Here is a 13025-nt window from a genome sequence, read left to right on the forward strand (position 1 = left end):
GCGCGGCGTTCGCGCCCGTGTCCCTGGGGGACTGCTCAGTCGCCTGGGCCGTGGCTACCTTGACGTCCCGGGAGGTCCACGTGGCGAAGCCGGTCCTGAAGTCGGGGAAGGGGACGCGCTCGAAGTCCTTGAGGGGCGCGGACACCGCGCTGCTCATCATCGACGTCATCAACGACCTGGACTTTCCCGGGGGAGAGCATGTGCTCCCCTGGGCGTCGCGGATGGTGGAGCGATTGGCACCCTTCGCCGCGCGGATGCGCAAGGCGGGGGTTCCGGTCATCTACGTCAACGACAACTTCAACCACTGGCGCAGCAACTTCCGGGACGTCTACCGGCATTGCACCCGGGCGGGCAGCCGGGGCCGAGGCATCGCCCGGGCCTTGCGGCCACATGCCACGGACTACTTCGTCCTCAAGCCCAAGCACTCGGCCTTCTTCGCGACGTCGCTGGTTCCCCTGTTGGAGCACCTGGGGACGAAGAAGCTGCTGATGGCGGGCATCGCCACGAACCTGTGTGTCTTCTTCAGCGCCCACGACGCGCACATGCTCGAGTACGACATCACCGTGCTGAGCGACTGTTGTTGCGCGGAGAGCGACACGGACCACGACCTGGCGTTGGACCAGCTCCAGCGCTTCCTTGGGGTGCGCGTGTGCAGGGCCGACGAGGTGAAGCGCAAGGGGCGCTTCCGTCGACCCGCGCATCCCTCGAAGGGGTCCGGACGCTTGTAGGCGAAGGGCTCCTCAGGCGCGGTGGAAGCGCTGGCGCAGGGCACGGAGCGTCGCCCGAGGACCCATCAACGTCAGGTCGAGCTGCGTCTGTCCGCGCTCTCCGCGGATGCTCGCGCCCGTGAGCCGGTCCTCGGGCAGGGGCTCCAGGATGTTCGAGACGTTCCTGTACCGCTCCGCCTGGGCTCGCAGCGTCTGTTCGCTCATTCCCAGCTCGCGCAGGGCGGCGAAGAGGTCGTCGTGGAGTTCCGGGGGCACCTGGAGGTGGGCCGCGACAGGCTCGTGGATGAAAGGGGAATGTTTTGTGACCAGGTAGCTGATCCTTCTCGCCCCGTGCCCTCCGAGTTCGACGTAGGAGAACATGACGCGGCTGCTCCGGGTGTCGCGATAGAGGTCGCAGCCGTTGTAGGGATAGAAGCCCAGCGCGAAGTGGGTCCAGGCGCGATAGCTCACGGACGTCGTCGCTCCGAGGACGTCGTCGTGGATGCCGCCAATCCATTCCCAGTGGGTAGGGACCTGCATGGGGACGTCGTCCAGCTCCTTCACGGCATCCTCGAGGCCGGGCTGGTTCCGGAGGTACTCGACGAGCGTGTCGTGGGTGATGGACATGGTGTCTCAATCTACCAGGAGGCCGAAGCTCCTGCGTCCGGCCGCGCGTTGCGCCTAGACTGCCGCCCCGTGTCCAGGTCCTCCGAGCAGAGCCCCCAGGGTGGTTTCCGCGCCCGTCTCCACACCATCATCTTCGAGGCCGACACTCCGGCGGGAAAGGCGTTCGACGTGGCCCTGCTGTGGGCCATCGTGTTCAGCATCGCGGCGGTGATGCTGGAGAGCGTGTCCTCCATCCGGGTCCGGTATGCGTCCGCCCTGCAGGTGGCGGAGTGGTTCTTCACCATCATCTTCGCGCTCGAGTACGTGTTGCGGCTCATCGCCGTGCGCCGACCGCTCGACTACGCGCGCAGCTTCTTCGGGCTGGTGGACCTGCTGGCCATCCTGCCGTCCTTCCTGAGCGTCATCTTTCCGGGGGCGCAGACGCTGCTCGTGGTCCGGGTGCTGCGCCTGCTGCGGGTCTTCCGGGTGCTGAAGCTGGGGCACCTCTTGGGGCAGGCGGAGGTCCTGCTCACCGCGCTGCGCGCGAGCCGGGGGAAGATCATCGTCTTCCTCGGCTTCGTGTTGACCGTGGACGTGGTCATGGGCGCCATCATGTATCTGGTGGAAGGGGAGCAGCACGGCTTCGACAGCATCCCCCGGTCCATGTACTGGGCCATCGTGACGATGACGACGGTGGGCTTCGGCGACATCACTCCCAAGACGGTGCCCGGTCAGTTCATCGCGTCGGTGTTGATGATCATGGGCTACGGCATCCTCGCGGTGCCCACGGGCATCGTCTCCGTGGAGCTGGCCGCCGCCACGAAGCAGCGTCCGGACACCCAGGCGTGTCCCGGCTGTGGCGCGCAGGGGCACGACCTGGACGCCCGTTACTGCAAGACGTGCGGGACCGCGCTGGACTGGACGTCCGCGAAAACCGCCGGGTGATGTGGGCCGCGGGTGTTCAGTGTTCACCGCGAGGCGGAAAAGCCCCGCCGGGGAGCGGCTTCATTCGCGAGCATGCGGTGCGCACGTTGCGCCTGCCCTGTTCCCTGGAGACCTCGCGATGAACCTCTTCATCACTGGCGCCACCGGCTTTATCGGCGGCTCCCTGGCGTTGGAATTGAAAGCCCGGGGGCATGTCATTCGTGGGCTCGTGCGCGACGACGCGAAGGCCCGGAAGCTGGCGGCGCTCGGAATCGAACCGGTGCGTGGAGACCTGGGCGACAAGGCCCTGCTCATGGCCGAGGCCCGACGCGCGGACGGTGTCATCAACGCCGCCAGCAGCGACCATGAGCAGGCCATCCTGGCGTTGATTGACGGCGTGCGAGGCTCCGGCAAGCCGCTGATCCACACCAGCGGCTCCAGCGTCATTGGTGATGACGTGAAGGGCAATGCCCTGTCGCCCAACGTGTTCGACGAGGAGACGCCGTTCCTCGTCGAGCCGGAGAAGCAGGCGCGGCATGCGCTCGACAACCGTGTCCTCGCCGCCGAGGGCGCGCGAGGCATCGTCCTGTGCAACACGATGATCTACGGCACGGGGAAGGGGCTGAGCCGCGACAGCGTGCAGATTCCGCCGCTCGTCGCCCAGGCGCGCAAGAGCGGGGTGGTGCGAATCGTCGGCAAGGGCATCAACCGCTGGTCGAACGTGCACCTCGACGATGTCACCACGCTCTATGCGCTGGCCCTGGAGCGGGCGCCGGCGGGAGCCTTCTACTTCGTGGAGAATGGCGAGGCGTCCTACGCGGAGATTGGCGACGCCATCGCGGCGCGGTTGAAGCTGGGCCCGGTGCGGTCGTGGACGGTGGAGGAGGCCTCGCGCGAGTGGGGCGAGGGCCACGCTCGCTACTCGTTCGGCTCCAACAGTCGGGTGCGAGCGAAGCGGGCACGGCGCGAGCTGGGCTGGGCGCCGCGACACGACTCCGTGACGGCGTGGATTCGCGACGAGATGCCCGTCGACTGAGCGACGGTGCCCATCAGGCGGGGGCCAGACGTCCACTTCTGCTCGTTGCCGGGTGTTGGACGCATCGTTCTTCCACCCCGCAGCGCACTTCGGGTTTGCTGCACGCCGGCAGAGCTTCGTTTCCATCCCAGCTCGCGGAGTGACTTCATGCGTACCCTGCTGACGACCCTGGCCTGCACCACCCTCCTGTCCTTCGCGGGGGCCGCCCACGGGCAGGCTCCCGCCAAACCCACGAAGCCCAGTGGCAACATGGCCCCCGGTGGTGCCGCGGGCAGCCAGCAGTCCGAGCCCCGCCAGGGACCGAATCCCACCGGTGCGCCCGTCGAGACGGCGCCGCCCAACGTGCCCGAGTTCAAGCCGGCCTTCCCGGGCCAGACGCGCGCGCCGGGCGTCCAGACGCGCACGCCGTTCCGAGTCACGGAGGTGGCCTCGGGCTTCAACAAGCCGTGGGCCATCGCCTTCCTTCCGGACCAGCGCATGTTGGTGACGGAGAAGCCTACCGGGAAGATCTTCATCGTCACGCCGAAGGGCGAGAAGTCGCAGCCCGTCGCGGGTGTGCCGCGCGTGGATGGGCGCAACCAGGGCGGGCTCCTCGACGTGGAGGTGGGGCCGGACTACGCCACCAGCGGCCTCATCTACTGGAGCTATTACGAGCCGCGCGAGGGCGGCAACGGGCTCGCGGTGGCGCGCGCGAAGCTGGTGGATGGGGCGAAGCCCAAGGTCGAGGGGCTGAAGGTCATCTTCCGGATGGAGCCCACGCTGGAGTCGACGCTGCATGCCGGTGGGCGTCTGGTCTTCGCGCCGGATGGGAAGCTGTTCGTCACGTTGGGTGAGCGCTCGATTCTCCAGGGCCGCGTCCAGGCGCGCGACCTGAAGAGCGACTTCGGGAAGATTGTCCGCATCAACCCGGACGGCTCCATTCCGCAGGACAACCCGTTTGTCGGTCGCAAGGATGCGCGGCCTGAAATCTGGACGCTGGGCCACCGAAACATCCTGTCCGCGGCGCTCGACAGCAAGCATCGGCTCTGGGAGGTGGAGATGGGGCCGCGCGGTGGCGACGAGCTGAACCTCATCGAGAAGGGCAAGGACTACGGCTGGCCCACCATTGGCTATGGCGAGGAGTACTCGGGTGCGCCCATCCACAAGTCCACGCAAGGCCCGGGCATGGAGCAGCCCGTGTACTACTGGGACCCGGTGATTTCGCCCTCGGGGATGACCATCTACTCGGGAGATCTGTTCCCCGAATGGAAGGGCAACTTCTTCATCGGCGGTCTGTCGAGTCAGGCGCTGGTGCGGCTGGTGCTCAAGGACGACCGCGTGGTGGGCGAGGAGCGGTTGCTCCTGGACCAGGACTCACGCATCCGCGAGGTCGTCCAGGGCCCCGAGGGCGCGCTCTATCTGCTCACCGACGACGACAACGGGCGACTGCTCAAGCTGACGCCGCGCTGAGCGGTTGTCGGAGGCTCCATGCGCTCGCGTAGGGTGCGGTTCGGCCCGATACTCGAGCGCATGCGGCATGCAGCCTGAGTGCGTCGAGTAGGTCGCGGGGTGAGAGGGTGGAAATCCCATGGCGGGCCTGAAGTACTCATTTGTCTTCGGTGTCTTCGCGGCGCTGCTGATGGTCCTGGCCTTCCAGCTTCGGGGCCTGGGGTGGGGGTTGCTCTGGCCCGCGCTGAGCTTCGCGCTCGTGGCGGTGGCGTATGCCGGGGCGTGGCCGGCGGTTTTTGGTAAGCGCTCTGATGGACGGATGCATCCCTGGGCGCTGGTCGTCTTGTTGCCCTATCTGCTGATGACCTGGGCGACGTGGCGACTCGCGCGGCGCCTTTCGCGCGAATCAGTGCATGACGAGGTCGCGCCCGGCATCGTCATCGGGCGTCGGTTGTTGGCGGGGGAGTTACCGGCGGGAACTCGGACGGTGGTGGACCTGACGTCCGAGTTCATCGAGCCCGAAGGCATCCGGAGTGTCGAGTACTACGTCTGTCATCCCATCCTCGACGCGACGGCGCCGTCGGTGGAGCGTCTGGCGTCCTGCGTCGAGTCTTGGGCGATGCTGCCGACGCCGCTCTACATCCACTGCGCGCAGGGACATGGGCGCACGGGCATGGTGGCTGCCGCGCTCCTCCTGGCGCGTGGACTGGCTCCTGATGCGAAGCAAGCCCTGGCCATGGTGCAGAAGGCGCGACCGGGCGTGAGGCTGTCGGTGGCGCAGGCGGCCGCGTTGGAAGCACTGGGGGCGCGATTGCTTCGCGTGGGGAGTGTGACAGCGGGGATTTGCGGCACGTAACTGGAAGCGGCGCCCCGGAGCCGTCCGTTCGCAGCAACAACCGGGTCGCAACCTGCTCCCCGGTGCGCCATCTCCTGTGTCTGTCCGGTGTGCTGACTGCGCCGCCGGAGACAAGAGGGAGTGTCTGTATGGCGTGGCGACCGAAGCAGCGAACAATGTCAGCTCAGGTGTCCGTGGAGGGGGGGACCTCATGACCACGCCTGTCCGGAGGATGCGTGCGTCGAGCCCTCCCAACGTGGAGCAGCGCCTGGAGGCGCTCGACTGGGCGGCTCTCGGCTCGGAGCTGGATACACGCGGGTGCGCCACGCTGGCTTCCATGCTGACGCCTGACGAGTGCGCGGCCCTCGCGGCGCTCTACGCCTCCGATGCGCCGTTCCGCAGTCGCGTCGTCATGGCTCGGCACGGCTTTGGTCGGGGCGAGTACAAGTACTTCGCCTATCCGCTCCCTGACCTCGTCGCCCGTCTACGCAGCGGGCTCTACCCCCAGCTCGCCGCCATCGCGAATCGCTGGAACGAGGCCATGCGCATCGACACGCGCTACCCCGACACGCACGCCGCCTACCTCCAGCACTGTCATCAGGCCGAGCAGCTCCGGCCGACGCCACTGCTCCTCCAGTATGGCGAGGGCGACTACAACTGCCTCCACCAGGACCTCTATGGAGAGGAGGTCTTCCCGCTCCAGGTGGCCTTCCTCCTGTCAGAGCCGGAGCGAGACTTCACGGGAGGCGAGCTGGTGCTCACCGAACAGCGCCCCCGCATGCAGTCCCGCGCGGAGGTGGTGCCACTTCGCCAGGGAGATGGCGTCATCTTCCCCGTCCACCACCGCCCCGTGCAGGGCACGCGAGGCATCTACCGCGTCAACATGCGCCACGGCGTCAGCCGCCTCCGTTCGGGCCACCGTCACACGGTGGGCATCATCTTCCACGATGCCCGCTGACGGGCCCCACGCCCGGCTGCCTCAGTCACCCCGGAGCGCGACCGAGGGCGACACCTGTGCCGCCCTCCGCGCGGGGAGCAGGGCCGCGGCAAAGGCCACCAGTCCCAGAACCACCAGCACCACCGCGTACGTGAGTGGATCCACGGGTTGAACCCCGTTGAGCAGATGCGCGAGCGTCCGACTGGCCCCCGCCGCGAGCACGAGCCCGAGTCCCAGCCCCATCGCCGTCAATCCCAGGTACCGACGCAGCACCAGGTTCGTCACCTGGTGTGTCCTCGCTCCTAGTGCCAGGCGGATGCCCAGCTCCCGTGTCCGCTGGGATACCGCATAGGCGACGACGCCATAGAGCCCCACCGCGGCCAGCAGCAGTGCCACCCCGGCGAAGACTCCGACGAGCAGCAGGTAGAAGCGCAGCGGCGCCACCGTGCGGTCCACGACCGAGGCCAGCGTGCGCACGCTGCCGAGCGCGAGGCTCGAGTCGAGCGACCGGACCTCCGCGCGCACCGCCGAGGCGAGCGTGAGCGGGTCCGCCGACGTCCGCAGGACCAGCGTCATCTGCGTGCTGCGTGCCTGCTCATAGGGGAGATAGACCTCCGCGACAGCGGGCGCCGCCAGCCCGTCGATGGCGACGTTGTCCACCACGCCGACCACGACTCCTCCGAACGCACCGTTTCCCCAGTTCATGTCGGTGCTCAGCGTCCGCCCCAGCGGGTCCTCGTTCGGCCAGAACCGGCGAGCGGCCTCCGCATTGACCAGCACGGCGCGCCTGCCCTCACCTCGGTCCCCGGCGCTCAGCCCCCGGCCACTCAGGAGCTTCACGCGCAGGGTCTCCAGGGCGCCAGGACTGACGATGCGCACGCTGGCCTTCCAGGGGGCCGCTCCAGGTGGCACCGGACGCTGGGGGTCCTTCAGGTCGAGCGGCATCTTGCCACCGTCCATCGGCAGGCTGGCGACGATGCCCGCGGCCTCGACGCCGGGCAGGGCGCGCAGCCGCGCGAGGAGTTGGTCGAAGAAGGCCTCGGGCGCGGCGGTGCCGAAGCCATACCGATTGGGCGGCAGGTCGAGCTTCACCGTGAGGACTCCCTCCGAATCGAACCCCGGCGCCGCTCGCTGAAGATGCACGAAGCTGCGCAACAGCAGTCCGGCGCTCACCAGCAGCAACACCGCGAGCGCGGTCTCCCCGACGATGAGCAAGGCGCGCGTCTTGTGGTGGTGTGCGCCACCACCACCCCCCGCATGCGCCATGCGCAGCCCACCCCCGAGCGACACGCGCGTGGCCTTCAGCGTGGGAACGAGTCCGAACAACACCGTGGTGAGCATCGCCAGCGCGGCGGTGAAGGCCAGCACGGTGCCGTCGATGGAGGCATCCTCGAGGCGAGGAATGTCCTGGGGGCCGAACGCGGTCAGGACATCCATGGCCCACATGGCCGCGAGCAGTCCCATCGCGCCACCCGCGAGCGCCAGCAGGCCGCTCTCCGCGAGCAGCTCGCGAGCCAGCCGGCCCCGGCTCGCGCCCAGGGCGAGGCGAATCGACAGCTCTCCCTCACGCGAGGCCGCACGTGCGAGCAACAGGTGGGTGAGGTTCGCGCAGGCGACGAGCAGGACCAGCCCCACCGCGCCCATCAACATCAGCAGGGACGGACGCACCTTTCCCAGCAGCACGTCGCGCAGGGACTCCACGCTCGCGCCCACATCCCGGTTCGTCCGGGGATGCTGCTCGGCCAGTCCTCGTGCAATCGCGGCCACCTCGGCGGTTGCCTGCTCCACGCTCGCGCCGGGCGCGAGGCGGCCATACACCTCCAGCCAGTGGGCACCGCGTGCTTCCGGCGTCAACGACTCCGGGCCCAGGACCAGGGGCAACCAGAGATCCGAACGCGCCGGGAAGTCGAAGCCGGGCGCCATGACTCCCACCACCGTGGCGGGCACGGGGGCTCCCGTGCTCAGGGTTCGCCCCAGCACCGTCGGACTTCCGCCGAAGCGACGCTGCCACAAGGAATGAGAGATGACGGCGACCGGAGGCGCGCCTGGAGCATCGTCTCCTGGCTGGAGCGCTCGGCCCAGGTGCACGCGCGGGCCGAGCACCTGGAAGAGGTCGGCCGTGGCGAGGGTTCCCTGGACCTTCACGGGGAGCGACTCGGCGTCATGCGCGCCCAGGGTCAGCTCGGTGCTCGCGAGCGCGGCCAGTCCGGTGAAGGAGCGCGCCTGCTCGCGCAGGCTCACCAGGTCAGGAGGTGAAGTGGGACCCGGGCCCTGCTTCCCCACGCTGTACAGCCGCACCACGCGCGCGTCGTCCTGGAGAGGGAGGGGACGCAGCAGCACGGTGTGCACCACGCTGAAGATGGCCGCGTTCGCCCCGATTCCGAGCGTGAGCGTGAGCACCGCCACCAGGGTGAACGTGGGACTGCGTCGCAACCGGCGCAGCGCGTGACGGAAGTCCTGGCGGAGAAAGTCCATGCGTGTGCCCGACAGCACGGAGCGTGCCATGAGGCGCACTCTCTGTCGTCAGACGCACGGTGCGACGAGTCACCTGGCGCGGTGGCCGGAGCTGGGACAATCGGTTCCCGGCTCCGGACACTCGCGTCTCATGAACGTGTCTTCGAGGCTCAGTTCTTGGGGAAGCAGCCCACGGAGAGGGCCCACGGCTCGCTATTGTGGATGCCATCACTCGCCACCAGGTACACCCAGTCGTGGGTGGCGCGGAAGGCGACCGGACTGGACGAATCCGGGCCTGGATTGATGTCCGCAACACGGGTTCCCGACGCGGTGCCGTCGGTCCACACCAGCTCCACGCCTACGGCCTCGTTGTAGTAGGGGAACGTCGCTCCACCGCCCACGACGAAGGGCGGGAAGGGGTCTCCGGAGATGGAGGGCTCGGGCCCAGGGCGGAGGTCCTTGATGAGCCGGGTGCCCGAGGGCGTGCCGTCGGTGACCCAGGGCTCTTTCCCCGTGTCGGGCGTGGTGGCGTAGAAGAAGACCTTGTTCTTGCCGGCGACCAGGCTGGTGGGCCCGTACCCCGACGGTGGCGAGGTCGGGTGGGTGTCCGCGAGCATCAAGGTGCCCGCCGTCGTGCCGTTACTCCTCCAGGGCTCCCGACCATGGGTGCCGTCGTCGGCGAACAGGATGACATTGCCCTTCAGCGGCACCAGCTCATTAGGCGCCGAGCCCATGGCACCGGGACGGATGTCCTTCACGAGGCGCGTGTCGTCCTCGCAGCCCATCGAGGTCCACAGCTCCGAGCCGTGGACGCCGTCGTTCGCGGTGAAATAGAGCTTCTTCTTCCCCGACGTCAGCCAGGCGATGTCCGAGCCCGCCGAGCCCGCACGGATGTCTTCCACCAGCTCGGTGTCCTCCTTCGTTCCATCCGTCGTCCAGAGTTCCCGACCGTGGGTGCCGTCATCCGCCACGAAGAACACGGTGCCGTCTTCCAGTCGGAAGAGCTGGTCGGGCGACGACCCCATGGCACCAGGGAAGATGTCTCGCACCCGTCGAGTCCCCCCGCTCGTGCCGTCGGACTTCCACAGCTCACGACCCTTGCTGCCGTCGTCCGCAGCGAAGAGCAGCCGCTTGCCATCCAGCAGGGGCTGCCCGGGTGAGGAGCTCGGGAGGCCGGGGAAGATGTCCTTCACGAGGCGCGTGCCTCCCGTCGTTCCGTCACTGCGCCACAGCTCCGTGCCGTGCGTGCCGTCATCGGCGGCGAAGTAGAGCGTCTTGCCCACGGCGACAGGGTTGAGGGGATTGTCGGAAAAGGCGCTCCCAAAGGAATTGATGTCCTCGACCAGTCGAGTCCCGCCGGGAGTGCCATCCGTCTTCCACAGCTCGCTGCCATGGATGCCATCATCGAGGATGAAGAAGACCTTGGAGCCCACGACGGTCATCCTCTTGGGAGCGTCGGAGAGGTTTCCGAGCAGCAGCGTGGCCTTCCATCCGGAGTGGAGGTCCTGCCCGCCCGACTTCTCCTCCAACTTCCATAGGTAGTAGGTGTCGAGGCTCGGACCGTAGACGATGCTCATGTAGACGACGCCGTCCACTTCGGCGCTGTCGAGCAGGTTCGTCGAGCCGGTCCCCGGCGCGAGGTCGGCGACGAACCTGGGGCCGGTGCACTGCGGTGCGTTGTTGAGGTCCTGGCTCAGCTCAAGCTCGGAGTCGCTGTCGGTGGTCGGTGGGTCCACCGACTCCTCCATGGGGCCGCAGGCGCAGAAGAGCGCACAACTGCCTGCGAGGAAGTATGAACGGGAGTGACGCATGGATTCATTTCCTTTCCCCGGACCCATCGTTCATCCGGGTCCGCGGAATGTGGAGGGTGATTGGCGAATGCCCAGTGCTCTGGGGCCTGAGGTCAGGTTCGCTGGTTCACCGATGTGAATGAGGCGACATTCCCCCGCGCGGCTATCATCCGGGGCCACGGTGGACGGGGCGCGCGATGGACGACTTCCAGGCGATTCTGAATGAAGTGATGGCGGCCATCCGGCCGACGGTGGGGCAAGGGCGGGTGGCGAACTACATCCCCGCGCTGGCCGCGGTGGACCCCGCACGGTTCGGCATGGCGCTGGCGACCGTCGATGGCGAGGTGTTCGGCGTGGGGGATTGGCGGGTGCCCTTCTCCGTGCAGAGCATCTCCAAGGTGTTCGCGCTGGCGCTGACGCTGGCTCGCGATGGGGATGCGCTGTGGCGCAGGGTGGGCAAGGAGCCCTCGGGCAATCCGTTCAACTCGCTGGTGCAGCTCGAGTACGAGCAGGGTGTGCCCCGCAACCCGTTCATCAATGCGGGGGCGCTGGTCGTCACGGACCGGCTGCTGAGTCTCACGGGTGATTCGCGCGGAGTGTTGCGGGAGTTCCTGCGGGCGGAGAGTGGCAACGCGTCCGTGGACTTCGACCCGGTGGTCGCCGCGTCAGAGGCCGAGCACGGCCACCGCAACTCCGCGCTGGCGCACTTCATGGCGAGCTACGGCAACATCCAGAACCCGGTGCCTCGCGTGCTGGAGCACTATTTCTGGCAGTGCTCGCTGTCGATGAGCTGCGCGGACCTCGCGCGGGCCTGTGGCTTCCTGGCGCGTCATGGGCAGGGCGCGAAAGGGGAGCGGTTGCTCACGCGCAGCCAGGCCAAGCAGGTCAACGCGGTGATGCTCACCTGCGGCACGTATGACGCCGCGGGCGAGTTCGCCTATCGCGTGGGTCTGCCATGCAAGAGCGGTGTCGGTGGCGGCATCATCGCCGTCATCCCGAATTGCTGTGGATTGTGTGTGTGGAGTCCGGGGCTGGATGCCCACGGCAACTCCGTTGCAGGTGTGGAAGCACTGGACCGGTTCACGACGCTGACCGGGCTCTCGGTGTTTTGAGGGGGATGGGTGGCGTTGAAGGTGAACCGGTCCTCGCGAAGATGTTCTTCCGCTGAGGACCGGCCCCCACCGCCCATCCCTCACGCCCGAGCCGTCCCGATGTGAAGCGGATCTCCCGCTTCGCTTGCTGCAACCCGCCCGTCCAACCCGCCCGTCCTGCGTGCTGCCCCGTCCAACCCGCCGCCCGTACCACCCCGTGCTGCCCGTCCTACGTGCTGCCCCGTCCGACCCGCCGCCCGTACCGCCCCGTGCTGCCCGTCCTACGTGCTGCCCCGTCCGACCCGCCGCCCGTACCGCCCCGTGCTGCCCGTCCTACGTGCTGCCCCGTCCGACCCGCCGCCCGTACCGCCCCGTGCTGCCCGTCCTGCGTGCTGCCCCGCCCGACCCGCCGCCCGTACCGCCCCGTGCTGCCCCGTCCTGCGTGCTGCCCCGTCCAACCCGCCGCCCCGTCCTGCGTGCTGCCCCGTCCGACCCGCCGCCCGTACTGCCCCGTGCTGCCCCGTCCTGCGTACTGCCCCGTCCAGCCCGCCGCCCGTCCTGCGTACCGCCCCGTCCAACCCGCCGCCCTTGCTGCCCAACCCCTGCGCCGTGCCGCCGCGCTTCGATGCGGCATCACATAGCAGGGCGCGTGCCGCCTCCTTCGCCTCGTTCGATCCAAGCGTTTCCAAGGACTTGCGACGAAGCCACCGCGAGTGATCCACGCAGGTCCGGTAAGAAGTCGGGTGAACCCCTTCCGGAATACGGTGCCCTCGGCACCGGGTTGCCCCTCGATGCCCATCAAGACCCGTCGCTGGTGTGTTCCAGGAGAGCCCGATGATGGCTTGCGTCTCCTCGTCTGCCGCTACAGGCCGCGCGGCCTCCCCAAAGCCAAGGAGACCTGGGACGAGTGGCGCCGCGAACTGGCGCCCAGCCCCGACCTCTTCGAGGCCTTCTACGGCAAGGGCCAGACGCCGATAACCCTCGATGCCTACCGAGAGCGGTACATCCAGGAAATGCAGTCACAGCGGGAAATCATCGCAGAGCTGGCCGCGAGGGTGGACCGGGGAGAGACGGTAACGCTCCTCTGCTCCAAGGACTGCATCCTGGAGCCCGTCTGTCACCGCACGCTGCTCGCGGAGCTCATCGAAGCCGCCCGCCGCTCCTGACCTTCTGGAGCGTGGGCGGCCGCACCGCCGGGACAGGGGAGCCCATGGCTC

General features: G+C 68.3%; 11 protein-coding genes. 8 read left to right on the top strand and 3 right to left on the bottom strand.

Features of this window, described 5'->3' with window-relative positions:
- Window positions 1-80: 80 nt before the first annotated feature.
- On the top strand, window positions 81-728 hold the full coding sequence (locus HUA75_RS05850; RefSeq protein WP_371746062.1) for a cysteine hydrolase family protein: 648 nt from the start codon (window positions 81-83) through the stop codon (window positions 726-728).
- 12 nt (window positions 729-740) lie between these two features.
- Here the strand turns inward: HUA75_RS05850 and HUA75_RS05855 are convergent, their stop codons facing one another.
- Window positions 741-1334 carry a hypothetical protein gene (locus tag HUA75_RS05855; RefSeq protein ID WP_174485748.1) on the bottom strand — a complete coding sequence of 198 codons (594 nt, stop codon included), beginning with the start codon at window positions 1332-1334 and terminating at the stop codon, window positions 741-743.
- 69 nt (window positions 1335-1403) lie between these two features.
- On the opposite strand from HUA75_RS05855, the gene HUA75_RS05860 reads away from it, so the two are divergent.
- The 5 genes from HUA75_RS05860 to HUA75_RS05880 all read left to right on the top strand — a co-directional run bounded on the left by HUA75_RS05860 (window position 1404) and on the right by HUA75_RS05880 (window position 6494).
- Window positions 1404-2258: an ion transporter gene (locus tag HUA75_RS05860; protein ID WP_141644199.1), complete on the top strand. Its 855-nt coding sequence runs from the start codon at window positions 1404-1406 to the stop codon at window positions 2256-2258.
- Between the two features lie 118 nt (window positions 2259-2376).
- Complete coding sequence (locus tag HUA75_RS05865; protein WP_174485749.1) at window positions 2377-3273, top strand: NAD-dependent epimerase/dehydratase family protein; 897 nt, start codon at window positions 2377-2379, stop codon at window positions 3271-3273.
- Window positions 3274-3420: 147 nt separating this feature from the next.
- On the top strand, window positions 3421-4722 hold the full coding sequence (locus HUA75_RS05870; RefSeq protein ID WP_141644201.1) for a PQQ-dependent sugar dehydrogenase: 1302 nt from the start codon (window positions 3421-3423) through the stop codon (window positions 4720-4722).
- Between the two features lie 118 nt (window positions 4723-4840).
- A complete protein-coding gene (locus tag HUA75_RS05875; protein WP_174485750.1) occupies window positions 4841-5557 on the top strand; it encodes a tyrosine-protein phosphatase in 717 nt (238 codons plus the stop codon).
- 190 nt (window positions 5558-5747) lie between these two features.
- Entirely contained in the window at window positions 5748-6494 is a 747-nt protein-coding gene (locus tag HUA75_RS05880) for a 2OG-Fe(II) oxygenase (RefSeq protein ID WP_174485751.1), read from the top strand.
- A gap of 21 nt (window positions 6495-6515) precedes the next feature.
- On the opposite strand, the gene HUA75_RS05885 is transcribed toward HUA75_RS05880, so the two are convergent.
- Window positions 6516-8978: an ABC transporter permease gene (locus HUA75_RS05885; RefSeq protein ID WP_254627367.1), complete on the bottom strand. Its 2463-nt coding sequence runs from the start codon at window positions 8976-8978 to the stop codon at window positions 6516-6518.
- Window positions 8979-9097: 119 nt separating this feature from the next.
- The gene (locus HUA75_RS05890) at window positions 9098-10738 is read right to left on the bottom strand and encodes an ELWxxDGT repeat protein (RefSeq protein ID WP_174485752.1); all 1641 of its coding nucleotides are present in this window, start codon (window positions 10736-10738) and stop codon (window positions 9098-9100) included.
- A gap of 176 nt (window positions 10739-10914) precedes the next feature.
- Between HUA75_RS05890 and HUA75_RS05895 the strand changes: the two genes are divergently transcribed.
- Window positions 10915-11829, top strand: a complete 915-nt coding sequence (locus HUA75_RS05895; protein ID WP_174485753.1) for a glutaminase — start codon at window positions 10915-10917, stop codon at window positions 11827-11829.
- Window positions 11830-12599: 770 nt separating this feature from the next.
- A complete protein-coding gene (locus tag HUA75_RS05900) occupies window positions 12600-12974 on the top strand; it encodes a DUF488 domain-containing protein (RefSeq protein WP_141649104.1) in 375 nt (124 codons plus the stop codon).
- Window positions 12975-13025: the final 51 nt, after the last annotated feature.

Origin of the sequence: Myxococcus sp. CA040A, from assembly GCF_013336725.1 — a bacterium.
Taxonomy (GTDB): domain Bacteria; phylum Myxococcota; class Myxococcia; order Myxococcales; family Myxococcaceae; genus Myxococcus; species Myxococcus llanfairpwllgwyngyllgogerychwyrndrobwllllantysiliogogogochensis.

What these genes read in the sequence shown, in the direction of transcription:
- HUA75_RS05855 (WP_174485748.1), bottom strand. Translation starts at nt 1,334, where the DNA reads ATGTCCATCACCCACGACACGCTCGTCGAGTACCTCCGGAACCAGCCC.
- HUA75_RS05865 (WP_174485749.1), top strand. Translation starts at nt 2,377, where the DNA reads ATGAACCTCTTCATCACTGGCGCCACCGGCTTTATCGGCGGCTCCCTG.
- HUA75_RS05870 (WP_141644201.1), top strand. Translation starts at nt 3,421, where the DNA reads ATGCGTACCCTGCTGACGACCCTGGCCTGCACCACCCTCCTGTCCTTC.
- HUA75_RS05875 (WP_174485750.1), top strand. Translation starts at nt 4,841, where the DNA reads ATGGCGGGCCTGAAGTACTCATTTGTCTTCGGTGTCTTCGCGGCGCTG.
- HUA75_RS05880 (WP_174485751.1), top strand. Translation starts at nt 5,748, where the DNA reads ATGACCACGCCTGTCCGGAGGATGCGTGCGTCGAGCCCTCCCAACGTG.
- HUA75_RS05885 (WP_254627367.1), bottom strand. Translation starts at nt 8,978, where the DNA reads ATGGCACGCTCCGTGCTGTCGGGCACACGCATGGACTTTCTCCGCCAG.
- HUA75_RS05890 (WP_174485752.1), bottom strand. Translation starts at nt 10,738, where the DNA reads ATGCGTCACTCCCGTTCATACTTCCTCGCAGGCAGTTGTGCGCTCTTC.
- HUA75_RS05895 (WP_174485753.1), top strand. Translation starts at nt 10,915, where the DNA reads ATGGACGACTTCCAGGCGATTCTGAATGAAGTGATGGCGGCCATCCGG.
- HUA75_RS05900 (WP_141649104.1), top strand. Translation starts at nt 12,600, where the DNA reads ATGCCCATCAAGACCCGTCGCTGGTGTGTTCCAGGAGAGCCCGATGAT.